Raw genomic sequence first — 24,080 nt, forward strand, 5'->3', positions numbered from 1 at the left:
TCGTGTCATAAAGCCGACTATCGGCCTGCAGCCCAACGGCCACACGATGACCGCTCCGATGCATCAAGATCCGATCTTCAGCTACGCCGACCCGACTTTCCCCCCGTTCAAGCGCAACCTCATCCGTCTCATCGAGCGGGCGACCGGCCAGCCGAAGCTGAAACGGCTCTATCTGGAGAATCAGCGCAACCCGGTGCCGGGCGAGAGCTTCTTCGAGGCCGCCGTGCGCCAGCTCGAGCTGGACGTGGAGGTCGACGCGGGCCAGCTCGCCGCCATTCCGCGCACCGGCCCGCTGGTCGTCGTCGCCAACCACCCGTTCGGCGTTCTCGACGGCATCGTGATCTCCTGGCTCATCGGCAAGGTGCGCTCCGACTTCCTGGTGCTCACCAACGCCGTGCTGCTCCGCGCGCCCGAGGTCGCCCCCTATCTCCTCCCGGTCGATTTCGCCGAGACCGAGGAGGCGCTCGCCACCAACCTGAAGACCCGCGCCACCGCGCGCCGTCATCTGGAGAACGGCGGCTGCATCGTGGTCTTCCCGGCCGGCGGTGTCTCCACCGCGCCGGACCGGCTCGGCCGCAAGCAGGCGATCGACGCCACCTGGCAGCCCTTCACCAGCCAGCTCATCCAGCGCACCAAGGCGACGGTGGTGCCCATCTTCTTCGCCGGCCAGAACTCGCGTCTCTTCCAGATCGCCAGCCACATCAGCCTGTCGCTCCGGCTGTCGCTCATCTTCAAGGAGGTGCACGACCGCATCGGCACCCGCATGCCGGTCGCGATCGGCGACGCCATCCCCTTCGAGACGCTCGCCCACCTGATCGACCGGCGCGCCCTTGCCGACGACCTCCGCGCCCGCACCTACGCGCTCGGCGCCCAGTACCGGCACCTGGAGGAGATCAGCCGCCGCAGGCGCCCGATCGACGCCCTCCGCCGGCTGCCCGCCGCCCTCCGCGACCGCCGCCGCCGCCCGCGCCGCCGGCTGGAGCACTGACGAAGGGGAGGGAGGGCGCGTTCCGATGACGGCCCGCCCGCCCCCCTTTTCCCGCCGGCCGCGACGGCGTATGGTCCCGCCGAAACCCGCCGCTTGCCTCTCGAGGAGCCGTCATGGCCGACGCCGTCGTTCCGCACTTCACCAATGATGCCGGCGTGGAGAGCATCCGCGTGGGCGCGCACGAGTTCATGTGCATCGGAGCCCGGCCGCCGTTCGACCATCCCCATTCCTTCCTGGACATGGGCGATGAGAACGAGAAGATCTGCCCCTACTGCTCCACCCTCTACATCTACGACCCGAGCCTGAAGTCCACCGAATCGGTGCCGGCCGAAGCCGCCTACACGCCGAAGGCGGCCTGACCTTTCCTTCGGGCGCTTTTCGCGGGACAGGATCAGCATGGCCGATCAGCCGCCGGTGGTGATCGTCGGCGCCGGCATCGCCGGTCTCGTCGCCGCCCTCGCGCTCGCCCGCCGCGGCAAGGCGGTGACGATCGTGGAGCGCGCCGTCCACCTGGAAGAGGTGGGCGCCGGCATCCAGCTTTCGCCGAACGCCGCCCGCGTGCTCGTCGACCTGAAGCTCGGCGACGCCCTCCGGCCGGTGGCATTCGCCCCGGCGGCCATTCGCATTCGCGACGCCCGATCCAACGCCGACATCGTCCGCCTTCCCCTCGACGATATCCCCGCCCGCTACGGCGCGCCCTACTGGGTCGTCCACCGGGGCGACCTGCAGGCGGCGCTGTTGTCGGCTGTAGCCGACAACGCGCGCATCAAGCTGCACCTTGGCGGCTACATCGAGGCGACAAGGGACGACAAGGACGCCGTTGTAGCCGACATTTTGTTCGGCGAATCGCGCGTCTCGATTGCCGCGGAGGCCCTGGTCGGGGCGGACGGGGTGTGGTCGAAGATGCGCACCCTCGCCCTCGGCGGCGGCCCGGCGGTCTACTCCGGCCGCATCGCCTGGCGGGCCGTGGTGCCGATCGAGGCGGCCGAGACGGTTGCCATCGAGGATCTGACGCGTGGCACAAGCCTTTGGCTCGGCTCGAAAATCCACCTCGTCACCTATCCGATCCGGGGCGGCCGCCTCCTCAACCTGATCGCCGCCGTCGACGGAGACTGGCTGGAACCGCGCTACGACGTCCCGGGTGAACCCGCCGAGATCACCGCCGCCTTCGCAAATTGGCCGGACCCGGTCCGCCGCCTCGTGGAAATCCCGGAAAACTGGCGGAAATGGGCGCTTTGCCGGGCCCCGAACGGCCCCTGGACCAAGGGCCGGACGGCCCTCATCGGCGACGCCGCCCACGCCATGCTGCCCTTCGTCGCCCAGGGCGGCGCCATGGCGATCGAGGACGCCGCCGTCCTTTCCCGCCACCTCACCGACACCAGCCGCCCGGTCCCCCGCCGCCTCGCCGCCTACGAGGCCGAGCGCCGACCGCGCGCCCTCAAGGTCGCCGACGCCGCCGCCCGGAACGGCCGGATCTACCACCTTTCGGGCTTCTCCGCCGACAGCCGGAATGCGGTCATGCGCCTCTTGGGGCCGGACCGGATGCTCGCCCGGATGGACTGGATCTGGGGTTGGCGCGACCGGGACTGACCCGGCCACCTCCGAAATCATCCAGCCCCTTCAGCAACTTAGCCGCCGAGCGCGGTGCGGATCTTGGCGGCGTGCTCGGCCAGCAGCCCGTGGTCGGCCATCTGGCCGGTGTGCCCGCGGAGGCCGACGCCCTCGAAGCGCGGGATGACGTGAAAGTGCAGGTGGAAAACGGTCTGGCCGGCCGGCGCCTCGTTGAACTGCTGCACGAAGACGCCGTCCGCCGCAAAGGCTGCCTTCACCGCTTTGGCGATCCGTTGCACGGTGGCGATCACAGCCGCAAGCTGTTCCGGTGTCGCGTCCAGGATGTTCCGCGCCTCACCTTTCGGCAGCACAAGAACATGACCGTTGCCCTGGGGCATGATGTCCATGAACGCGAGGGTATCGTCGTCCTCGAACACTTTGTGGCACGGGATCTCGCCGCGGATGATCTTGGCGAAGATGTTGTTGGGATCGTAGGCCTCGGTCATCCGGGTGCTCCTCAGTGAGACGTCGACGTGTTGTCGCCGCCGGCGGCCGAAGGGTCAAGCCGGCGCGTCGGCTCACTCCTCGTCGGTGGGCGCCACCGTCTCGATTTCGCCAACCGGTCCAACGGCTTCCGCCTTCCGGAACGGCCCCGCTTCGGTCAGCCGCTCCGCCACGTCGCTGACCACAGCCCGCTCCCGCCGCAGGAAATCCGCCACCGCCCGGCGCAAGCCCGGATCCTCGATATGGTGGGCCGAGCGGGTGGTCACCGGCAGGTAGCCGCGCGCCAGCTTGTGCTCCCCTTGGGCGCCCGCCTCCACGCGCTTCAGGCCGTGGGCGATGGCGAAATCGATCGCCTGATGATAGCAGACCTCGAAGTGCAGATAGGGATGCTCCTCGATACAGCCCCAATTGCGACCGTAGAGCGCGTCCGACCCGATGAAATTCAGCGCTCCGGCAATGTAACGGCCATTCCGTTTGGCCATCACCAGAAGAATTCGATCGGCCATCCGCTCGCCGATCAGCGAGAAGAACGCGCGATTCAAGTACGGGCGGCCCCATTTGCGGGCGCCGGTGTCCATGTAGAAGCGGTGGAAGGCGTCCCAGTGCGCCTCCGTCAGGGCGGCGCCGGTCAGGTGCTCCACCGTGATGCCGCCCTCCAGCGCCTCCCGCCGCTCCTTGCGCAACCCTTTGCGTTTGCGGGAAGCGAGTTCGGCCAGGAAGTCCTCGTAGCTTCCGTAACCGGGGTTGGCGAAGTGGAACTGCTGGTCCCAGCGCACCAGGAAACCCGCCGCCGCCAGATCCTCCACCTCCGCCTCCTCGGCGAAGGTCACATGGATGGACGACACCCCCAGCTGCCGCCCCACCGCCGCCAGCGACCGGGCGAGCAGCGGCCGCACCGCCCCCGTCAGATCGTCGCGCACCAGAAGGCGCGGACCTGTCGCCGGCGTGAAGGGCACGCTCACCTGAAGCTTGGGATAGTAGCGCCCGCCGGCCCGCTCGTAGGCATCCGCCCAGCCGTGGTCGAACACGTACTCGCCCATGGAATGGGTCTTCACATAGGCCGGAATGGCGCCGACGAGCGTGCCGTCCGCCGCTTCGGCCACCAGATGGCAGCCGCCCCAGCCGGTTTTGCCCACAGCGCAGCCGGCCTCCTCCAGGGAGGACAGAAAGTCGAACGAAACGAAGGGGTTGTACGGCCGCGCCGGGTCGTCCGCCGGCAGCGGGCCTCCGGGGCCGACGGTCCAGCCGGGGTTGGCGACCGCGTCCCAGCGGGCGCGGTCGATCTCTTTCAGCGTGTGGACGGTTCGAAGGGTGAGATCGCCGGGCATCGTCTGGCCAAGGTAGCCGACCCGGCGCCGATTTCCAGATGACGCGCCGCAAAAAGCCGTGTGCGGGCCGAAAATGGCCGGCGGTCAGATCATCGGGCGCGGCACGAAGGCCCGGTCCGCGCCTTCCTCGGCCGGATCCGCGGTGTCCATCTCGTCGTCACCCGGCACATGGGCGCCGTCGAGCGCCTCGTTGATCTCCGCCTCGTGGCGCCGGGCCTCCTCGCGGAGCGAGCCCTCTTCCTTCAGGCGCTCGCGGGCTTCCGCCACCTCGGCGTGGTCGGTGGTCGGCTTCTGGATGGGGTCGGTGCGGTTCACGGGCTGATGCTCCGGTCGAAGGGGTGCCTCGCGGCATGTTCCCTCAACCGCACCCTCGCCGTCACAGTTCCGCAGCCGTCGGACCATCACCCGGCGCGCGGATCGAAGCCCTCGAAGATGATCTGGTCGGCATACACGGCCGCCGCCCGGTCCTCCGGCGTGCGCACCGTCCAGGTGAGGAGCGGCAGGCGCCAGTCTTCGCGCACGGTCCGCGCCACGTCGTTCGGCAGCAGCTTCACCCAGTAGGCGACGAAGTGAGGATCGGTCTCGCGGCGATGGGCGAGCGCCGCAAGCGTCGTGCGCTCCGTCGGCGTCAACCGGTCGTACTCCGGGTGCCTGGCGTCGTCCGCCACGATGCCGCGCACCACGTGGGGCGCCAGGGTCCGCACGTCCGCGACGATGCGCGGATCGAAGGACATCACCGCCACCGGGCCGGCATAGCCGGCGATGCTTTGCACCACTGCCCGGGTCAGCGCGTCGTGGCGGCCGTCGAACAGGCTCTTCACCTCGATCACCAGCGGCACCCGGCCGCCGATCCGCTCCAGCACCCCCGCCAGGCTCGGGATCCGGTCCGCCGTGGCGCGGAACGGCACGGCCTGGAGCGCCGCGAGGGTCAGGCCTTCGGTGGACCCGGTGCCGGTGGTCAAGCGGTCGAGCGTGTGGTCGTGGAAGACGTAGACCGCGCCGTCGGCGGAGAGATGGACGTCGATCTCCACGGCGAACCCGGCGTCCGCCGCGGCGCCGATCGCCGAAAGCGTGTTCTCGATCCGCCCGGCGGCGGCGTCATGGAAGCCGCGATGCGCGACCGGTGCGGCGGTCAGCCAGGCGGGAGCGGACATGGAAAGGACCCTCGTGCGGAAGCGGCTGTCGATGGGCTGCGCGGACCGGCGCGGCCCTCTTGCGGGCCGGCCGGGGTTGGCACGTTGGGGCCGGATCGGGACCAGCCCTTGCGAGCCGACCCTCCCTAACCCGGATCGATGACGGTCAGGCGACTTCGACGACCGCGTCGATCTCGACCGCCACGCCGAAGGGCAGGGCGGCGACGCCGAGGGCGCAGCGGGAATGCTTTCCCTTCTCGCCCAGCACTTGGCCCATCAGGTCGGACGCGCCGTTGATCACCTTCGGATGGTCGAGGAAATCCGGAGCCGAGTTGACGAAACCGTTGAGCCGCACCACCCGGACGATGTGGTCCAGGTCGCCCACGGTCGCCTTCACCTGCGCCAGGATGTTGAGCGCGCAGATCCGCGCCGCTTCCTGACCCTCCTCGATGGAGAGGCCGGCGCCGAGCTTGCCGGCGATCTCGCGGCCGTCCGGCGTGCGGGAGATCTGACCGGACACGAAAAGCAGGTTCCCGGTGCGGACCACCGGCACGTAGTTGGCGGCCGGCAGGGGCGCCGCCGGGAGGGCCAGGCCCAGTTCGGCCATGAGAGATTCCACGATGCCAGCCATTCGTTTACTCCTTGAAAAGGTCCCGATCCCGCGCTTTATGGGCCGGCGGGCCGCCGTGCGCAATGCAAGACGCAGCGCACGAAGTGGCCGTTGTGGGTGCGGGAATGCAAGCCCGTCCCATCCGCCTCACTGAAGGAGACGCCATGCGGGCGCCGTTCAAGTCTGCCGTGTTCATGGCCGCCCTTCTGGCGGGGCCCGGGCTGTCTCCGGCCGCCGCCGCTGCCGCCAGCCTGCTGCCGCACCGGGCGGTCTACGACCTCCGTCTCGCCGATCAGCAGCCCCAGGGCGGTTCGGAAGGCATGGCGGCCGTCGGCGGGCGCATGGTGTTCGAGTTCACCGGCACCCCGTGCGAGGGCTACACGGTCAACTTCCGCTTCGTGGTGGAGATGACCGACGGGGAGGGCTCCACCACGGTCACCGACCTGCGCACCTCCACGTTCGAATCGGGCGCCGGCGACAGCTTCGACTTCCTGTCGCAGACCTTCACCAACCAGGTGCTGACCGACGAGGTGAAGGGCGCCGCCGTGCGCGGCGACAGCGGCGTCAGCGTCGACCTGGTCTCGCCCACCGAGGCCAAGGTCGCCTTCAAGCCGGAGGTGATCTTCCCGACCGAGCACCTCCTGAAGGTGATCGCCGCGGCCGAGAAGGGCGACACCGTGCTCGCCGGCGAGGTGTTCGACGGATCGGAGACCGGCGACAAGACCTACGCCACCTCCACCATCATCGGCGAACCGATCAGCGGCCCGCCCGAGGGGCCGGCCGCCTCGGTCGGTACCACGCGCCGCTGGCCGGTGACGGTCGCCTACTTCGACGCCTCGCAGGGCGGCGACCTGACGCCCGAATACTCGATCGGTTTCGACCTCTTCGACAACGGTGTCTCGGCGGACCTTCGCATGGACTATGGCGAATTCGCGCTCCAGGGCGACCTCACCCATTTCGAGGCTCTGCCGACGACGCCCTGCGAATAAGTCCGGGAATGGCGAAAAACATACGGTAACATAATACCGCATCTGTAAGTCATTGTTTTCGCTTGGCTGATCTCCGGCGGCCGGCTTGACGTTTCGGCATCGTCCGCGTATAGACCACGCCGACGACGGATGCCGCCACGGCTCCGTCCCCCGCAAACGGGCTCCCGCAGGGATCCGGCGCGGACGACGTCAAGAACAACGGATGGTTCAATCCATGGCGACCTACTCGGCAAAGGCGTCCGAGGTCCAGAAGAAGTGGATCCTCATCGACGCTGAAGGCCTCGTTGTCGGCCGCGTCGCGACCCTGATCGCGATGCGCCTGCGCGGCAAGCACAAGGCCTCCTACACCCCGCACATCGACGACGGCGACAACGTCGTCGTCATCAACGCGGACAAGGTGGTCTTCACCGGCCGGAAGTACCAGAACAAGAAGTATTACTGGCACACCGGCTACATCGGCGGCATCAAGGAGCGCACCGCCCGTGCGATCCTGGAAGGCCGCTTCCCGGAGCGGGTCATCGAGAAGGCCGTCGAGCGCATGATCCCCGAGGGTCCGCTCGGCCGCCAGCAGCTCAAGAACCTGCGCGTCTACGCCGGCGCCGAGCATCCGCATGCCGCCCAGCAGCCCGAGCTGCTCGACGTCAAGTCCCTGAACAAGAAGAACGCGAGGACCTGACCATGGCCGAGCTGTCCTCCCTCTCCGAACTCGCCGGCACCGCCATCGAGGCGCTGCCCGAAGCGCCGGTCCATGTCCAGAAGCTCGACAAGTTCGGCCGCGCCTACGCGACCGGCAAGCGCAAGGACGCCGTCGCCCGCGTGTGGGTCAAGCCGGGCACCGGCAAGATCACCGTGAACGACAAGGACTTCACGGCCTATTTCGGCCGTCCCGTCCTGCAGATGATCGTCCAGCAGCCGATCTTCGCGACGAGCCGCGACGGCCAGTTCGACGTGGTCGCCACCGTCGCCGGCGGCGGTCTGTCCGGCCAGGCCGGCGCGCTGCGTCACGGCATCTCCAAGGCCCTCACCTACTACGAGCCGGGCCTGCGCGGCGTTCTGAAGAAGCTCGGCTTCCTCACCCGCGACAGCCGCGTCGTCGAGCGCAAGAAGTACGGCCGCCGGAAGGCCCGCCGCAGCTTCCAGTTCTCCAAGCGCTGATCCTTCATCGGCGCCGGCGAACGGCAGACAAGACCATCAAGGGCGGCGCCACCGGTGCCGCCCTTTTTGCGTTCGGAAACGGAAGTGGCGCCAGAAACCCCGGACGGTGGACGCTTCAGCGGCCTCGGCGCGGGCCGTAGGTCTTGCGCGGCGCATTGCGCTCGCCGCTGCGGTCCGGATGGCGGAGGGAGGAGCGCAGGCGCGAGCGCGCCATCGGCCGCCCGGAGCGGCCGTCCGACAGGATCTCGAACCGCATCGCCCCGGCGAGCGGCGCCACCTCCACGAGCTTCACGTCCACTGTGTCGCCGAGCTGGTAGGTCTCGCCCGTGCGCGAGCCGACGAGGGCATGGCGCACCTCGTCATAGGCATAGTAGTCCGCCCCGATGGTGGAGGCCGGGATGAAGCCGTCGGCGCCGGTGTCGGCGAGCTTCACAAAGAGGCCTGCCTTGGTGACGCCCGCGATGCGCCCCCGGAAGGTGGCGCCGATCTTGTCCGACAGCCATTCGGCGATCAGCCGGTCGATCGTCTCGCGCTCCGCCTGCATGGCCCGGCGCTCCGCCGCCGAGATGTCGGCAGCGATCCGCTCGAGGCGCTCCTCGATGCCGGTCGGCAGGCCGTCGTCGCCAAGGCCGAGGGCGCGGATCAGCGCCCGGTGGACGATGAGATCCGCGTAGCGCCGGATGGGCGAGGTGAAGTGGGCGTAGCGCCTCAGATTCAGGCCGAAATGGCCGATGTTCAGCGGCGAGTATTCCGCCTGACTCTGGGAGCGCAGCACCACCTCGTTGATCAGCTGGGCGTTCGGGTGGTTCTCCACCTTGGTCAGCAGCCGGTTGAAGATGCCGGCCGTGAAGCTGCCCTGCTTGGCGATCTTGAGGTCGAGGGTCTGCAGGAAGTCGGAGAGCGACTCGATCTTGGAGAGCGACGGCTGGTCGTGGATCCGGTAGACGAGCGGCGAGCGCTTGGCCTCCAGCGTCTCCGCGGCGGCCACGTTCGCCTGGATCATGAACTCCTCGATCAGCTTGTGCGCGTCCAGCCGCTCCGGCGTCACCACCTTGTCCACGGTGCCGTCCGGCTTCAAAAGCACCTTGCGCTCGGGAAGGTCCAGCTCCAGCGGCTCGCGTGCCGCCCGGCCGCGGGAGAGCACCGCATAGGCGTCCCAGAGCGGGCGGAGCACCGTCTCGAGGATAGGCGCCGCGCGCTCGCTCGGCCGGCCGTCGACAGCGGCCTGCGCCTCTTGGTAGGCGAGCTTGGCGGCCGAGCGCATCATCACCCGGTGGAAGCTGTGCCGCCGCTTGTGGCCGCTCTCGTCGAAGATCATCCGCACGGCAAGGGCAGGGCGGTCGACGCCCTCCTTCAGCGAGCAGAGGTCGTTGGAGATGCGCTCCGGCAGCATGGGGATGACCCGGTCCGGGAAATAGACCGAGTTGCCGCGCTTCAGCGCCTCCTTGTCGAGGGCGCTGCCCGGCCGAACGTAGGCGGCCACGTCGGCGATGGCGACGGTGACGATCACGCCGCCCGGGTTGGCGGGGTCCGGATCGGGCGTCGCGTGCACCGCGTCGTCGTGGTCCTTGGCGTCCGCCGGGTCGATGGTGACGAGCGGCAGGTCGCGCCAGTCCTCGCGGCCCGCCATGCTGGCGGCCGGCGCGGCCTCCGCCTCGGCGATCACCGCGTCGGGAAAGACGTACGGGATCTCGTTGGCCAGGATGGCGATCATGGAGACCGCCTTCTCCGACTTCATGGAGCCGACCCGCTCGCGCACCTTCGCCTGCGGCAGCCCGTAGCGGCCGGCGCGGTGCACGTCGAGCGTCACCAGGTCGCCGTCCTCGGCGCCGTTCAGGTGCTCGGTGTCGATCACGAACTCATGGTGCTGCTTCTTGGAGATGGGCGACACGCGGGCGCCGCCCGCCGTCAGCCGCACCACCCCCATGATGCCCTCCGGTCGGCGGTCCAGGAGCTTGATCGGCCGCACGGCGGCGCGGGCGACGGCCTCGTAGCCGCGCGGCATGTCGGTGATGCGGCCAAGGATGCGGTCGCCGATCCCCGGGTTGATGCCGCCCTCCTGGCGACGGCCGGCCTTGGCCAGCACCAGGAGCTTCGGCGGCGGGCCGTTCTCCTCGTCCCAGGTCACCGGCTCGGCGAACACGTCGCCCTCCGCGTCGCGGGAGACCACCTCGCAGACGAGCACCGGGGGCAGGGCGCCCGGCTGGGACAGGCGCTTGGCGTGCCGCTCGATCAGCCCCTCGCCCTCCAACTCCTTCAGAAGCAACTTCAGCCCCACGCGCGCCTCGCCCTTCACGTCGAAGGCCTTGGCGATGTCGCGCTTGGTCGCCCGCGTCGGGTGCTCCGTGATGAAGCGCAGCACCGCCTCGCGGGTCGGAAAGGGAAGGGCGTCGTCGGGGCGGGGCTTGCGGGGCAAGGTTCTGGAAACTCCTGAATGGCCAGTCGACCCTAGAGCATCCTTCGACCGGAGTGAAACGCGGATCGAACGGCGGCGGCTCCAGGCTGGTTGGGCCGGAGCCCCGACCGAAGGGCAGTCGGGCCGACAGTCGCCTGGCGAGCCTCCCGACACGACTTGAACGCCGTCGTGCCGAACGGGTTCGCGGGCGGCTCCATCGCCGCTGCCCATGGCCCCGGCTGCCGGTCCGCGGCGCGTGGCGGGATCAGGCCGCCGCCAGCATCACCTGGTTGCGACCGGCGGCCTTGGCCGCATAGAGCGCGCTGTCGGCCGCCGCGTAGAGCGGATGCACCTCGGCAAGCGACGGCGTTGCGGCCAGTCCGCAGGACAGGGTGACGCGGACCGCCCCGGACGGGCTCGGGATCTGGAGCGTTTCCACGGCCGCACAGGCGCGCTGGATTGTGGGCAGCACGTCCTCGACGGCCTGCCCGAAGCAGAGGAGCGCGAACTCCTCGCCGCCGATCCGGCAAAGCGTGCCGACGGTGGCGAGGTCTCGTGCCAGTTCGTTGGCGACCGCCATCAGCACCCGGTCTCCCACCACGTGGCCCTTGGTGTCGTTCACCGTCTTGAACCGGTCGACATCGAGGATAGCCAGGGTGACGGGCTGTCCGATGTGCTGGTCGACGAGCTCCAGGAAGACTCGCCGATTGGGAAGGCCGGTCAGCACATCCGTTCGGCTCATCTGCTCGATCCGATTCTTGGCATCGAGGAGCGACAGATAGGCCGAACAACTCTGCAGGTTGACCGGCAAGGCGAGCGCGATCGTCAACACGGCGCCCACGGCGGCGTATGTGACCGTGTCGAGAGCCGACAGGGCATCGGCCGCGAGGATCAGGGCAACGACCAAGAGCGCTTCGCAAAGGACGAACGCGAACACGATGCCGTAGAGCCTCGGCCCAGGCTTAATCGCCCAGCCGAGCAGCTCTGCAAACCGAAACGGCAAAGGTGTCATTATGGCATTCACCTGTTCGGCCACGAGATTAGGCGGCAGGCGTGTCGAAACTCCTAATCATCATGTCAATGCGCAGTCCCGATCTCCATCGATCCGGGACCGCCATCACGGAATTCTCCGTTCGGCGGCCCAGCCGTCCGGTTCAACCATCGGACTTGCGCGCGCGGGCCGCCGGCTTGTCGCCCGCGGCCTTTCCGCTCGCCGCCTTCGGGGCGGACGCCTTCGCGGCCGTGGCCGTCTTCCGGCTCGACGTCTTGGCCTTGCCGGCGGTCGAGCGGGCGGCGGTGCTCGCGCGCGCCGTTCCCTCGGCCGCCTCGCCGTCCGCCGCGGCGCCGTTCGCCTTGGCGGCAGACTTGCCCGACGACCGCGCGGCCTTCGCCTTGGCGGGCGACTTGCCGGCCTTTTCCGAAAGCAGCGCCACAGCCTGCTCGGGCGTCACCGCCTGCGGGTCGGAGCCCTTCGGCAGGGTCGCGTAGATCTTGCCCCAGGCCACGTACGGGCCGTAGCGCCCGTCCCGGACGGTCATCTCGCCGCCCTCCGGATGGTCGCCGAGCGTTTTCAGCGCAACGGGGGTCGCGCGGCCGCGGGCGCCCTTCTCCTTCTTCTCCGCCAGCACCGCCACGGCCCGGTTGAGCCCCACGGTGAACACCTCGTCGACGGAATCGAGGTTCGCGTAGACGCCGTCGTGCGCCACATAAGGGCCGTAGCGGCCGATGTTGGACTCGATCGGCTTGCCGGTCTCCGGATGGGTGCCGACCTGACGCGGCAGCTCCAGCAGGCGAAGCGCCTTCTCCAGGTCCATGGCGTCCGCCGTCCAGCCGCGCGGCAGCGACGCGCGCTTGGGCTTGTCGCCTTCGCCGAGCTGCACATAGGGCCCGAACCGGCCGACGCGGAGCGTCACCTCCAGCCCGCTCACCGGATCGGTGCCGAGCAGCTTGGTGCCGTCCCCGCCGATCCCCTCGCCTTCGCCCTCCACCGTGCCGAGCTGGCGGGTGTAGCGGCACTCCGGGTAGTTGGAGCAGCCGATGAAGGCGCCGAACTTGCCGAGCTTCAGCGACAGCTTGCCCGTGCCGCACACCTGGCAGACGCGCGGGTCCGACCCGTCCGCCCGGGCCGGGAAGACGTGGGCGGCCAGCTCCTCGTTGAGGGCGTCCAGCACCTGACTGACGCGCAGGTCCTTCACCTCCGCCACATGGGCGGAGAAAGTCTGCCAGAAGCGGCGCAGCACCTCGCGCCAGTCCATGTCGCCGGACGAGATCTTGTCGAGCTCCTCCTCCAGGCTGGCGGTGAAGTCATACTCCACCCACCGCTCGAAGAAGCTTTCCAGGAAGGCGGTGACGAGCCGGCCCTTGTCGGACGGGATCAGCCGCTTCTTGTCGACGTTCACATACTCGCGGTCGCGCAGGGTGGCGAGGGTCGCCGCATAGGTGGACGGCCGGCCGATGCCGAGCTCCTCCATCTTCTTCACCAGCGTCGCCTCGGTGAAGCGGGGCGGCGGCTCGGTGAAATGCTGGGTGGAGGTGATGCCGCGCCGGGCGAGGGCGTCGCCCGCGGCCATCTTCGGCAGCCGACCGCCGCCCTCCTCGTCGTCCTCGTCGTCCTTGCTCTCGGTGTAGAGCTTCAGGAAGCCATCGAACTTCAGCACCTGGCCGGTGGCGCGCAGGCCTGCCGCGCGCCCGTCCGCCGAGGCGACGATGTCGACGGTGGTCCGCTCGAAGTCGGCGCTCTCCATCTGACTCGCCACGGTGCGTTTCCAGATCAGCTCATAGAGCCTGGCCTGCTCGTCCTCCATGAAGCGCGCCACCGCCTTCGGCAGGCGGGAGAGGTCGGTCGGCCGGATGGCCTCGTGGGCCTCCTGGGCATTCTTGGCCTTGGTGGAGTAGAGCCGCGGCTTTTCCGGCAGGTAGCGCTCGCCGTATTCGGCCGCGATCACCTTGCGCGTGGCGGTGATCGCCTCCGGGGCAATCTGCACGCCGTCGGTCCGCATGTAGGTGATGAGGCCGACGGTCTCGCCGCCCACATCGACGCCCTCGTAGAGCCGCTGCGCCACCTGCATGGTGCGCTGGGCCGAGAAGCCAAGCTTGCGGGAGGCCTCCATCTGCAGGGTGGAGGTGGTGAAGGGCGGCCACGGGTTGCGCTTCTGCGGTCGCGCCTCGACGCTCGCAACCGAAAAGCTGGCGCGCTCCAGGAAGGTGCGGATGGCGGTCGCGGTCTCGCCGTCCTTGACGTCGAGGCGGCCGGTCTTGCGGCCGTCCCACTCGGAGAGCCGGGCCTCGAACTCGTCACCGGCCGGCGTCGCCAGACGGGCGAGCAGTGTCCAGTATTCCTGCGGGACGAAGGTCTCGATCTCGTTCTCGCGGCTGCAGACGAGGCGAAGCGCCACCGACTGCACCCGGCCGGCCGAGCGGGCGCCCGGCAGCTTGCGCCAGAGCACCGGCGACAGGGTGAAGCCGACCAGATAATCGAGCGCCCGGCGGGCCAGGTAGGCCTCCACCAGCGGCGTGTCGATGTCGCGGGGCTTCGCCATGGCGTCGAGCACGGCCTGCTTGGTGATGGCGTTGAACACCACCCGCTGCACTGGCTTGCCCTTCAGCACCTTCTTGGCGTTGAGAACCTCCAGCACGTGCCAAGAGATGGCCTCGCCCTCGCGGTCCGGGTCGGTGGCAAGGATCAGACGGTCGGCCGACTTCATGGCCGTCGCGATGTCGGCGAGGCGCTTGGACGACTTCCCGTCCACCTCCCACTGCATGGCGAAGTCCGCATCCGGATCGACGGAGCCGTCCTTGGCCGGCAGGTCGCGAACATGCCCGTAGGACGCGAGAACCGTGTAACCCCCGCCGAGATATTTGTTGATGGTCTTCGCCTTGGCAGGCGATTCCACGACTACGACGTCCATCGGCTCTCGTCACTTGTTGTCGAGAAAAGACTGCCGCCGCAGCCACGATCGCCCATCGGCGCCCGGCTGGCACGGCTCGGCCCCCATTTACCGTCCCTCAATGGAAGACAACAGGCACTGGGGTCAAGTCGCGAGGCGATCGGGACCCTTGCGACACGCGCATTGCACGCCTTGGTTTCGCTCTTGACCTTACGCACCTTTTGCAGGAAAATCCTACTCATGGTTGTAGGCACGTAGTGGATGGATGGCAGGTTTCGTCATATGCATTGCGCTTTAGCACACCGGCATGGGCGGTCCAGATGGAACGGGGCACGGGCGGGTTGACGGACGCTCAGCGTGAGCGGGTCGAGTATATTGCACGCATGAGTCAGGAGTTGAGCCGCATGGCCGACGGCGCCGGTCTTAAAGTGCTGGCCTATCTTCTTGAAATGGCCCGTGAAGAAGCCGCTTCGGCCGGTGCCGGACAAACGAGGGTCGAGGCGGTTCCGCGGCAGCCCGACGGGGACATGACGCCGCGGACTCGCTGAAGGCACGCGCCCGGTCAGAAGGTGAGGGCGACCAGCTGGCTGCCGTGGCGTTCGACGCGCCCGGCCAGCGTGAGTTCGACGAGGATGATGTTCACCACGCGTGGGCTGAGCCCGGTATGGAGCAGAATGTCGTCCACCGCCATGGGAACCGGGCCGAGCGCGTCGAGCACCAACGCACGCGCATCGTCGTCGATCTGGCCGATGTCCTCGCCCGCGTCGTCCGGATCCATCAGCCCGCTATCCGCCGGCCGGTCCGGGAGCCGGCGAAGCAGCGGCTCCAGTTCCTCTACGATGTCGGCGGCCGAGGTGACCAGCCGGGCGCCGTCGCGGATCAGCTTGTTGGTGCCCTCGGCGCGGGGATCCAGCGGGCTGCCCGGCACCGCGAAGACGTCGCGGCTTTGTTCCAGCGCGAAGCGGACGGTGTGGAGCGTGCCGGATTTGGCCGTCGCCTCCACCACGACGACGCCGAGGCTGATGCCGGAGACGAGGCGGTTGCGCCGGGGAAAGTCCTGGGCGCGGGGAATCCAGCCGAACGGCATCTCGGTCAGCACCGCGCCGCCGTTCCGCAGGATGTCGTCCTGCAGCGGGCGGTGCTCCTCCGGATAGATGTGGTCGATGCCGCCGGCGATCACCGCCACCGTCCCGGAGCCGAGCGCCGCCTTGTGGGCGGTCCCGTCGATGCCGCGGGCAAGGCCCGACACCACCACGTAGCCGCGTTCGCCGAGGCCGCGGGCGATACGCTCGGCCATCTTCAGCCCCGGCAGGGAGGCGTTGCGCGACCCCACGATGGCGACCGCCGGCCGGCGCAGGCACTCGCCGTCGCCGCGCACCGCCAGCAGCGGCGGCGGGGCGGGGATCTCACGCAGGCGCGGCGGATAGTCCTCCTCGCCGAGCGCCACGAGCCGCGCCCCGGCGGCAAGCGTCCGGTCCAACTCGCGCTCGGCCTCCTCCGGCGTCGGAATGCGGGGCGTCCGCGCCCCGCCGCCACGACGGGCAAGCTCCGGCAGCGCCTCCAGGGCGGCGGCGGCCGATCCGTAGTGGTTCAGCAGCGTGCGGAACGTGGCCGGCCCGACGTTCTCCGCCCGGATCAGCCGCAGCCAGTCCACAAGCTGGCGTCTCGACAACCGTACTCCGCCGGATGCGGAGGAAGCGGTCATGTCTTCTGGCCAATCCTGTGCTCGGTGCCGGCGAGCAGCTTGCGGATATTGACGTGGTGCTTGATCCAGACGAGCACGCTGAGCACCGCGAAGAGTTGGGCGAACTGCGGCCGATCGAGCCACCAGAGCACCGGCGGGATGGCCACGGTGGCGGCGAGCGCCGCCAGCGACGAGTAGCGGACGAAATAGGCGACGGCGATCCAGACGGCGGCGAACACGAACACCGCTGGCCAGAACAGGCCGAGCAGGATGCCGATGTAGGTCGCCACGCCCTTGCCGCCCTTGAAGCCGAGCCAGACCGGGAAGCAGTGGCCGAGGAAGGCGCCGAAGCCCGCCACCACCGCCGTCTCCGGCCCGTAGGCGCCGGCGAGCAGCACCGCCGCGGTGCCCTTCAGCCCGTCGAGGAGAAGGGTGGCGGCCGCGAGGCCCTTGCGACCGGTGCGCAGCACGTTCGTGGCGCCGATGTTCCCCGACCCGATCGACCGCACGTCGCCAAGGCCGGCCGCCCGCGTCAGGATCAGGCCGAAGGGGATGGAGCCGAGCAGATACCCGACGGCAAGCGCCGCCAGATAGTAGGGCCAGACAAAGGACCAGCTGATCGGATCAGGCACGGTATGGATGCTCCCCGAAAACCCATGCCGGTATAGTGCCTTCCCCCTCCGGAAGGCAAACGGTCAAGCGGAGTTCGAGTGCCCTTCCGACCCCTTGCGCCGCCGCGATGATCGCCCGATCACGGCGCCCCCCACAAGCCCGACCATGCCGAGGGCCGTGGGCAGTAGCAAAGGACCCGCGTTGGCGAGACCAATCGCGATACCGATGCCCGTGCCGACCGCCATGCCGCAACTTGCTGCCAGCAGATCGTCCGGCGTGATGGGAAATGCGGACGAGGATTTCGAAGCCGGGTCCATGATGGCACCTTTGACTAAGCGATCAGCCCATCTGCAGCAGCGAACGACCATAGCAGATTCCGCCGACGGTAATTCCGGAGATGATGACCGAGACCAGGGAGAGTTTCCGAAGCAAGGCTGTCCGATGAGCCGGAACGGTGTGGTCCGTTTCGTCCGTACGCCCATGGACCATGACCATGGAAACAGTGAAGAAGGACATCAGCGTGAGAAGGGCGAACAAAAGAACGATGAAAAGCGCGGGATCGAGCCGGTGCGATGTTACCGCATCGAACGTGAAGACGGCACAGATGGTCACAGAGAAGAAATAGAGCTGTCCGTCTGAAATGAGGTCGAGCAGTTGCTTGCGCCAGTCAAGCAGCCAGCCGACGGCGGCGACCAGTGCGAGCGGCATCAGCGGCAAGGCGACATTCATCGCGAACCAGAGAAGCATGAGGGGTGCATTTGCCTCATTTACGAGTGGCAAATACATCCTACCGCCAAAATTCCCGTCCGCGCAACCTTGGATTACGCACCCGCCAGCCCATTCCGCCATCCCCCTACCGCCGGAACGCCACCTGCCCCCCGACCACCGTCATCGCCACGCGCCCCATGAACCGCGCGCCCTCGAACGGCGTGTTCTTGGACCGGGACAGGAGCATCGTTTCCGACAGCACCCAGGGCGCATCCACGTCCAGCACCACCAGATCCGCGGGCGCGCCGGGCTTCAGGGTGCCGGCGTCGAGGCCGAGGAGGGCGGCCGGGCGGGTCGCCGTCGCTTCCAGGAGGCGCGAGAGGCTGAGATCGCCCGCGTGCACGAGCCGAAGGCCTGCGGCGAGCAGCGTCTCCAGGCCCACGGCCCCGTCCGCCGCCTCGGCGAACGGCTGGCGCTTGGTCTCCACGTCCTGCGGGTCGTGGTTGGACACCACCACGTCGATCACGCCGTCCGCCACCGCCTGCACGAGCGCCAGCCGGTCGTCCTCGGAGCGGAGCGGCGGCTGGGTCTTGAAGAAAGTCCGATAGGCCCCGACGTCGATCTCGTTCAACGTCAGGTTGGTGATGGCGACCCCGGCGGTCGCCTGGATGCCCTGGTTCTTGGCCCAGCGGATCAGGTCCACGGCCTCGGCCGTGGAGACCAGCGAGGCGTGGTAGCGCCCCTTGGCGAGGCGCGCGAGGCGAAGGTCGCGGGCGAGGATCACGCTCTCCGCCTCCGACGGGATGCCGCTGAGCCCGAGCCGGACCGCCGTGTCGCCGGCGTTCATCACCCCGGCGCCCTTGAGGTCGGGATCCTCCGGCATGTGGCAGACGAGGGCGTCGAAGTCGCGCGCGTAGGTGAGGGCGCGGCGGAGCACCTGGGCATTCGCCACCACCTGCCGGCCGGACGAGAAGCCGACCGCGCCGGCCTCCTTGAGGAGCCCGAACTCGGTCATCTCCTGCCCGGCCTGGCCCTTGGTCAGCGCCGCCATCGGCCGCACGCGGACGCGCGCGGTGTCGCGGGCGCGGCGGAACACGTAGTCGACCAGCGCCGGATCGTCGATCACCGGATGGGTGTCCGGCATCGTCACGATGGTGGTGATGCCGCCCGAAAGCGCGGCCCTGGACGCCGATGCGAACGTCTCCCGGTGATCGAACCCCGGCTCGCCCACGAACACCCGCATGTCCACGAGGCCGGGCGCCACCACCGCGCCGCCGGCGTCCACCACCTCGGCGCCGTCCGGCTGCCCCTGGTTGAGCGCGTCCGGCCCGGCGGCGGCGATCACGCCGCCGAGGGCGATCACCGCGCCCGGCGCGTCGATGCCCCGCGACGGGTCCACCACGCGGGCATTGTCGATGACGAGCGGCGGCGTGTCGCCGGCTCGCTTGGCGAAGGCGCTCATGCGGACCCCTCCGTGCGGGCGCCGCGCCCGTTCACCACCGCGTCGAGCACCGCCATGCGCACGGCGACGCCCATCTCCACCTGCTCGCGGATGAGGCTCTGGGGGCCGTCCGCCACCTGCGGGTCGATCTCCACGCCCCGGTTCATCGGCCCCGGGTGCATCACCAGGGCGTCCGGCTTGGCGAAGGCGAGCTTCTCCGGGTCGAGGCCGTAATAGTGGAAGTACTCCCGCACCGACGGCACCAGCGATCCCTGCATGCGCTCGCGCTGCAGGCGGAGCATCATGACGATGTCGGCGTCCTTCAGGCCTTCGCGCATGGAGGTGGTCACCTCCAGGCCCATGTCGCGGAAGGCCGACGGGATGAGGGTGGACGGCCCCACCAGCCGCACCCGCGCGTCGAGCGCGGTCAGGAGGAGGATGTTCGACCGCGCCACGCGGCTGTGCATGATGTCGCCGCAGATGGCGATGGTCAGCCGCTCGATCCGGCCCTTGTGGCGGCGGATGGTGAGCGCGTCGAGGAGGGCCTGGGTCGGGTGCTCGTGGGCGCCGTCGCCCGCGTTCACCACCGAGCAGTCCACCTTCTGGGCGAGCAGCGCCACGGCGCCGGAGGCGTGGTGGCGCACCACGATCACGTCCGGGTTCATGGCGTTCAGCGTCGCCGCCGTGTCGATCAAGGTCTCGCCCTTCTTCACCGACGAGGCCGCCACCGCCATGTTCATGACGTCGGCGCCGAGCCGTTTGCCGGCGAGCTCGAACGAGGACTGGGTCCGTGTCGAGGCCTCGAAGAAGAGGTTGATCTGGGTGCGCCCGCTCAGCGAGTCGCGCTTCTTGTTGGCCTGGCGGCCGATCTCGACGTTGGCCTCGGCCCGGTCGAGGAGATCCAGGATCTCCAGCCGGGTAAGCCCCTCGATGCCGAGCAGGTGGCGACGGTCGAAACCGTAATCGGTCATGGTCATGAAGCCAGCGTGATAGGCCGGTTCCGCCGCCGGGGCAAGGCGGATGGCGCTCATCCACAGGCAGCGCGCACGCACTCTGCCCGGGCGTGCGGCCGGCAGTCCGTCGACGGCGAGAGGGCGGGCGCCATGACCTCGATCATGTCGGCGGCGGGCCCACCCGCATAGACATGGCCTTGCGACCGGTTCTTCATCAAGCGCAACCGGCGACGTCGAGGGACGGACAGCATGCGTCGGACGACCCTGCTCGGTGTGGTGATCCTTCTGGCCGCCGGTGCCGGCGCCGCCTGGTACGCCCTCGGCCGCCCGCTGATCGTACAGACGGTGGAGGCCCGGCGCGGCACGGCCGCCGAGATCGTCTACGCCTCCGGCATCGTGGAGCCGGCGCGCTGGGCGGAGGTCACCAGCCTCGTCCGCAAGCGCATCGTCGCCGTCTGCGACTGCGAGGGCGATACGGTGCCGGCCGGCCATCTGCTGGTGCGCCTCGACGACAGCGAGATCCGCGCCCGCCTGCAGGAGCTGGAGGCCCGGCGGGTGCTCGCCGTGAAGGAACTCCAGCGCGCCGCCGACCTCTTCGAGCGGCGCGTCGGCAGCGAGCAGACATGGGAGCGAGCCGCCGCCGACCTCGCCCAGATCGAGGCGTCACTCGCCGCCGTCAAGGAGCAGGCCAACGACCACCTGATCACCGCCCCCATGGCCGGCCAGGTGCTCCGCCTCGACGCCGCCATCGGCGAGATCGCCCGCGAAGGCGAGGCGCTCGCCTGGGTCGGCAACCCGCGTCCGCTCCAGGTGGAGGCGGAGGTGAACGAGGAGGACATCCCCCGCGTCAAGGCCGGCCAGTCGGTGCTCCTCTTCGCCGACGCCTTCCCGGGCGAGGCGCTGACCGGCACCGTCGCCCGCCTCACCCCCAAGGGCGACCCGGTGCTGAAGACCTACCGGGTCCGCATCGCCCTGCCGGACGAGACACCCCTCTTCATCGGCATGTCGGTGGACGCCAACATCGTCATCCGCGAAGTCGCGGACGCCCTTGTGGTGCCGGCCGCGGCGCTCTCCGACGGCGCCGTGATGACGGTCGGGGCCGACGGGCGGGTCGCCAGCGTGCCGGTCACGGTCGGCATCCGCGGCCTTGAGACGGTGGAGATCACCGAGGGCCTTGCCGGCGGCGAGGTCGTCCTCGTACCCGTGCCGGAGGGCCTTGCGCCCGGCGACAGGGTCCGGGTGGAGGCACGGCCGTGATCCGGCTCCTGGTCGACCTGGCGCTCACCCACATCGCCGGCCGCGGCCGGCAGACGGTGGTGTCGGTGCTCGGGGTCGCCCTCGGCGTTGGTTTCTCCATCGCCATGGCGGCCTTGATGCAGGGCAGCCAGAACGACCTGATCGACACGATCGTGAAAGAGTATCCGCACGTTTCCGTCTCGGTCGACACCCGCAAGCCACGGCCGCAGCCGGCGAGCGCCGTCTACGACGTGGCGGACTATTCGGGCCTTCGACCGCGCGACGACCGGCGCGGCATCCTCAACCCGGCGGCCGTGGAAGCGGCGCTCCGCACCTGGGTGCCGGGCCGCGTCTCCGGCACCCTCGGCCTGCAGGCGACCGCCCGCTATGGCGGCAGCGACGTCGGCGTCTCGGTCGTCGGCATCGATCCGGACCGCTACGCCGCGGTGTCGCCGCTCCCCGGCAACATGGTGCAGGGCCGGGTGGACGACCTGAAGGCCACCGCCTCGCGGGTGGTGATCGGCGACGGCGTCGCCGAAACGCTAGGTGCCGCCGTCGGCTCCACCATCACCGTCTCGTCGTCGGAGGGCGTGTCGCTCCGCTTCCGCGTGGTGGGCGTCTTCAACTCGGGCGTCTCGGCGGAGGACGACCAGCTGGTCTACATGCTCCTGAAGAATGCCCAGACCCTCGCCGCCCAGCCCTCCGCCATCAATGCCATCCGCCTGTCGCTGGACGACCCCTACGCGGCCGACGCGGTGGCGGACCGGATCGAGGGCACCTTCGGCCTTGATGCCAAATCCTGGCAGGAGGCGAACCAGTCGCTTCTGGAAGCCATCTTCGTGCGCAACGTCATCATGTACACGGTGGTCGGCGCCATCCTGCTGGTCGCCGGCTTCGGCATCTTCAACATCGTCTCCACCATCACCCACGAGAAGGCGCGCGACATCGCCATCCTGAAGTCGCTCGGCTTCCGCTCGGCCGACATGCGCCGGCTCTTTCTGATGGAAGGGCTCGCCATGGGCACGGTCGGGTCCGTTCTCGGCTGGGGCCTCGGCTTCGCCCTCACCATGCTCCTCGGATCGATCCGCTTCGAGGTGAAGGCGGAGGTGGAGATGACCCACCTGCCGGTGGTGGTGGACTGGACCCACTACGCGCTCGCCGCCCTCTTCGCCATGGGCTCGGCGGCGGTCGCCGGCTACCTGCCGGCGCGCCGGGCGGCGTCGCTCAATCCGGTCGACATCATCCGGGGGGCCACATGACCGCCACCGTCTCCGCGTCCGCCGAGATGTCGGGCGACCCTGTCGCTCCCGCCAGCGCCACGCCGCTCATCGAGGCCGTGCACGCCGGCCGGGTGCTCGGCGGCACCGTGCCGGTGACCCTCGTCAAGGACGCCACCTTTGCCGTCGGCCGGGGCGAGTTCGTCGCCATCACCGGTCCGTCCGGGTCCGGCAAGTCGTCGCTCCTCTACCTCCTTGGCCTTCTCGATCCGCCGACGTCCGGCGAGATCCGCATCGCCGGCCGGGAGACCGCCTCCCTCGACGACGACGCGCGGGCGGCGCTTCGCCTCGCCACCCTCGGCTTCGTGTTCCAGTTCCACTTCCTGCTGCCGGAGTTCAGCGCGCTCGCCAACGTGATGATCCCCATGCGCCGGCTCGGCCGCCGCACCGAGGCGGAGATGCGCGCCCGCGCGGAGGAGATCCTCGCCGCCCTCGGCCTCGCCGACCACGGCCACAAGCGGCCCGACCAGCTCTCCGGCGGCCAGCGCCAGCGGGTGGCGGTGGCGCGGGCGCTCGCCAACGACCCACCGGTCATCCTCGCCGACGAGCCAACCGGCTCGCTCGACAGCAAGTCCACCGGCCAGGTGTTCGACATCCTTGACGGTCTCGTCCGCCGCGATGGCCGCACGGTGATCGCCGTCACCCACGACCTCGACCTCGCCGCCCGCATGCAGCGGCGCATCCACCTCGTCGACGGCCTGATCGTCAGCGACCGGCCGGCGTCGGAGCCGGTGCGCACCGGACCGCTCCTGTGACGCCCTCCGCTCCTGTGACGCTCCCCGGTCCTGTGACGGCATCGTGAAGGCCCTGCGGCCGGGCGCGCCCTCGACGGGGCGCGGACGGCCCCCTAAAAGTCTTCCACCGGACAGCATCAGCCAGGTTCGCATGACCCCCGACGTGACCTTCCTCGCCGCCTTCGGTGCCGGCCTCATCTCCTTTGTCAGCCCGTGCGTGCTGCCGCTGGTGCCGCCCTATCTGGGCTTTCTCGCCGGCGCCACCATCGAGGAACTGACCGACGTCGCCGAAAGCCGGCGGGTGGCGCGCCTGCGCGTGGTCGGCGTGGCCATCGCCTTCGTGCTCGGCTTTGCCACCGTCTTCATCACCCTCGGCGCCACCGCGTCGGTGATGGGGCAGGTGATCGCCCGCAACGCGCCGCTTCTCGCCTCCGTGGCGGGCGTCGTCATCATCCTGATGGGTCTGCACTTCCTCGGCGTCTTCCGGCTCGCCTTCCTCTACCGCGAGGCGCGGTTCCAGGCGGCCGGCGTGAAGGCCGGGCCGGTCGGCGCCTATGTGATGGGGCTCGCGTTCGCGTTCGGCTGGACGCCCTGCATCGGCCCGATCCTCGCCACCATCCTCACCGTCGCCGGGTCGCGCGAGACGGTGGGGGAGGGCGCCGTGCTCCTCGGCGTCTACTCGGCCGGCCTCGGCGTGCCCTTCGTGCTGGCGGCGCTCTTCGCCGGGCCCTTCATGGCCTTCCTTAAGCGCTTCCGCGCCCAGTTCAACCGTGTGGAGAAGGTGATGGGCGCCGTGCTCGTCGTCACCGGCGTGATGTTCCTCACCGGCCAGATGCAGACCGTCTCCTTCTGGCTCCTGGAAACCTTCCCGACCCTCGCCACCCTGGGCTGAGCC

At 69.5% G+C, this 24,080-nt stretch carries 24 protein-coding genes; 11 read left to right on the plus strand and 13 right to left on the minus strand.

All coding sequences use genetic code 11. The features are described 5' to 3' along the window. The first annotated feature begins 58 nt into the window (after nt 1–58). The 3 genes from BUQ68_RS14285 to BUQ68_RS14295 all read left to right on the plus strand — a co-directional run bounded on the left by BUQ68_RS14285 (nt 59) and on the right by BUQ68_RS14295 (nt 2,578). Nucleotides 59–988 (plus strand): lysophospholipid acyltransferase family protein, encoded by a 930-nt coding sequence (locus BUQ68_RS14285; RefSeq protein ID WP_075216665.1) that lies wholly within the window; start codon nt 59–61, stop codon nt 986–988. A gap of 113 nt (nt 989–1,101) precedes the next feature. Then, entirely contained in the window at nt 1,102–1,347 is a 246-nt protein-coding gene (locus BUQ68_RS14290; RefSeq protein ID WP_075216666.1) for a zinc-finger domain-containing protein, read from the plus strand. 37 nt (nt 1,348–1,384) lie between these two features. After that, nucleotides 1,385–2,578, plus strand: coding sequence for an FAD-dependent monooxygenase (locus tag BUQ68_RS14295; protein ID WP_075216667.1), 1,194 nt, complete (start codon nt 1,385–1,387; stop codon nt 2,576–2,578). Nucleotides 2,579–2,616: 38 nt separating this feature from the next. Here BUQ68_RS14295 and BUQ68_RS14300 read toward each other — a convergent pair whose 3' ends face one another. The 5 genes from BUQ68_RS14300 to BUQ68_RS14320 all read right to left on the minus strand — a co-directional run bounded on the left by BUQ68_RS14300 (nt 2,617) and on the right by BUQ68_RS14320 (nt 6,135). After that, nucleotides 2,617–3,045 (minus strand): HIT family protein, encoded by a 429-nt coding sequence (locus BUQ68_RS14300; protein WP_075216668.1) that lies wholly within the window; start codon nt 3,043–3,045, stop codon nt 2,617–2,619. Nucleotides 3,046–3,117: 72 nt separating this feature from the next. Next, nucleotides 3,118–4,371: a GNAT family N-acetyltransferase gene (locus tag BUQ68_RS14305; protein WP_075216669.1), complete on the minus strand. Its 1,254-nt coding sequence runs from the start codon at nt 4,369–4,371 to the stop codon at nt 3,118–3,120. Between the two features lie 84 nt (nt 4,372–4,455). Then, complete coding sequence (locus BUQ68_RS14310; RefSeq protein ID WP_075216670.1) at nt 4,456–4,686, minus strand: hypothetical protein; 231 nt, start codon at nt 4,684–4,686, stop codon at nt 4,456–4,458. A gap of 86 nt (nt 4,687–4,772) precedes the next feature. Then, entirely contained in the window at nt 4,773–5,525 is a 753-nt protein-coding gene (locus BUQ68_RS14315) for a glycerophosphodiester phosphodiesterase family protein (protein ID WP_075216671.1), read from the minus strand. A gap of 145 nt (nt 5,526–5,670) precedes the next feature. Beyond that, nucleotides 5,671–6,135 (minus strand): RidA family protein, encoded by a 465-nt coding sequence (locus tag BUQ68_RS14320; RefSeq protein WP_075216672.1) that lies wholly within the window; start codon nt 6,133–6,135, stop codon nt 5,671–5,673. Nucleotides 6,136–6,239: 104 nt separating this feature from the next. Between BUQ68_RS14320 and BUQ68_RS14325 the strand changes: the two genes are divergently transcribed. The 3 genes from BUQ68_RS14325 (at nt 6,240) to rpsI (ending at nt 8,258) form a co-directional block, all read left to right on the plus strand. Continuing rightward, nucleotides 6,240–7,103: a cell envelope integrity EipB family protein gene (locus tag BUQ68_RS14325; RefSeq protein ID WP_175577820.1), complete on the plus strand. Its 864-nt coding sequence runs from the start codon at nt 6,240–6,242 to the stop codon at nt 7,101–7,103. 214 nt (nt 7,104–7,317) lie between these two features. Beyond that, entirely contained in the window at nt 7,318–7,779 is a 462-nt protein-coding gene (rplM, locus tag BUQ68_RS14330; protein ID WP_075216673.1) for a 50S ribosomal protein L13, read from the plus strand. Between the two features lie 2 nt (nt 7,780–7,781). Next, a complete protein-coding gene (rpsI, locus tag BUQ68_RS14335; RefSeq protein ID WP_075216674.1) occupies nt 7,782–8,258 on the plus strand; it encodes a 30S ribosomal protein S9 in 477 nt (158 codons plus the stop codon). Nucleotides 8,259–8,373: 115 nt separating this feature from the next. On the opposite strand, the gene rnr is transcribed toward rpsI, so the two are convergent. From rnr to topA, 3 genes are all read right to left on the minus strand, one after another. Beyond that, nucleotides 8,374–10,674 (minus strand): ribonuclease R, encoded by a 2,301-nt coding sequence (gene rnr, locus BUQ68_RS14340; RefSeq protein ID WP_075216675.1) that lies wholly within the window; start codon nt 10,672–10,674, stop codon nt 8,374–8,376. Between the two features lie 244 nt (nt 10,675–10,918). Continuing rightward, entirely contained in the window at nt 10,919–11,665 is a 747-nt protein-coding gene (locus BUQ68_RS14345) for a GGDEF domain-containing protein (RefSeq protein WP_083656584.1), read from the minus strand. A gap of 142 nt (nt 11,666–11,807) precedes the next feature. After that, the gene (gene topA, locus BUQ68_RS14350) at nt 11,808–14,561 is read right to left on the minus strand and encodes a type I DNA topoisomerase (protein ID WP_083656585.1); all 2,754 of its coding nucleotides are present in this window, start codon (nt 14,559–14,561) and stop codon (nt 11,808–11,810) included. 383 nt (nt 14,562–14,944) lie between these two features. Here topA and BUQ68_RS23790 point away from each other — a divergent pair, with 383 nt between their 5' ends. Then, on the plus strand, nt 14,945–15,088 hold the full coding sequence (locus BUQ68_RS23790; protein ID WP_175577821.1) for a hypothetical protein: 144 nt from the start codon (nt 14,945–14,947) through the stop codon (nt 15,086–15,088). Nucleotides 15,089–15,102: 14 nt separating this feature from the next. On the opposite strand, the gene dprA is transcribed toward BUQ68_RS23790, so the two are convergent. From dprA to BUQ68_RS14380, 5 genes are all read right to left on the minus strand, one after another. Next, nucleotides 15,103–16,245: a DNA-processing protein DprA gene (gene dprA / locus BUQ68_RS14360; protein WP_075216678.1), complete on the minus strand. Its 1,143-nt coding sequence runs from the start codon at nt 16,243–16,245 to the stop codon at nt 15,103–15,105. Continuing rightward, entirely contained in the window at nt 16,242–16,856 is a 615-nt protein-coding gene (plsY, locus tag BUQ68_RS14365; RefSeq protein ID WP_075216679.1) for a glycerol-3-phosphate 1-O-acyltransferase PlsY, read from the minus strand. The genes dprA and plsY overlap by 4 nt, the downstream gene beginning before the upstream one ends. Before the next feature lie 319 nt (nt 16,857–17,175). After that, nucleotides 17,176–17,583: a hypothetical protein gene (locus BUQ68_RS14370; protein WP_075216680.1), complete on the minus strand. Its 408-nt coding sequence runs from the start codon at nt 17,581–17,583 to the stop codon at nt 17,176–17,178. A gap of 106 nt (nt 17,584–17,689) precedes the next feature. Further along, nucleotides 17,690–19,006 (minus strand): dihydroorotase, encoded by a 1,317-nt coding sequence (locus tag BUQ68_RS14375; RefSeq protein ID WP_075216681.1) that lies wholly within the window; start codon nt 19,004–19,006, stop codon nt 17,690–17,692. Then, nucleotides 19,003–19,962, minus strand: coding sequence for an aspartate carbamoyltransferase catalytic subunit (locus tag BUQ68_RS14380; protein ID WP_075216775.1), 960 nt, complete (start codon nt 19,960–19,962; stop codon nt 19,003–19,005). The genes BUQ68_RS14375 and BUQ68_RS14380 overlap by 4 nt, the downstream gene beginning before the upstream one ends. A gap of 225 nt (nt 19,963–20,187) precedes the next feature. Here BUQ68_RS14380 and BUQ68_RS14385 point away from each other — a divergent pair, with 225 nt between their 5' ends. The 4 genes from BUQ68_RS14385 to BUQ68_RS14400 all read left to right on the plus strand — a co-directional run bounded on the left by BUQ68_RS14385 (nt 20,188) and on the right by BUQ68_RS14400 (nt 24,077). After that, the gene (locus BUQ68_RS14385; RefSeq protein WP_075216682.1) at nt 20,188–21,195 is read left to right on the plus strand and encodes an efflux RND transporter periplasmic adaptor subunit; all 1,008 of its coding nucleotides are present in this window, start codon (nt 20,188–20,190) and stop codon (nt 21,193–21,195) included. Beyond that, nucleotides 21,195–22,433 (plus strand): ABC transporter permease, encoded by a 1,239-nt coding sequence (locus BUQ68_RS14390; protein ID WP_075216776.1) that lies wholly within the window; start codon nt 21,195–21,197, stop codon nt 22,431–22,433. Before BUQ68_RS14385 ends, BUQ68_RS14390 begins: the two co-directional genes overlap by 1 nt. Before the next feature lie 26 nt (nt 22,434–22,459). Then, on the plus strand, nt 22,460–23,206 hold the full coding sequence (locus BUQ68_RS14395) for an ABC transporter ATP-binding protein (protein WP_075216777.1): 747 nt from the start codon (nt 22,460–22,462) through the stop codon (nt 23,204–23,206). Nucleotides 23,207–23,336: 130 nt separating this feature from the next. Then, on the plus strand, nt 23,337–24,077 hold the full coding sequence (locus BUQ68_RS14400; RefSeq protein WP_075216683.1) for a cytochrome c biogenesis CcdA family protein: 741 nt from the start codon (nt 23,337–23,339) through the stop codon (nt 24,075–24,077). Nucleotides 24,078–24,080: the final 3 nt, after the last annotated feature.

Origin of the sequence: Mongoliimonas terrestris (assembly GCF_001927285.1) — a bacterium.
In the GTDB taxonomy this organism is placed as follows: domain Bacteria; phylum Pseudomonadota; class Alphaproteobacteria; order Rhizobiales; family Pleomorphomonadaceae; genus Chthonobacter; species Chthonobacter terrestris.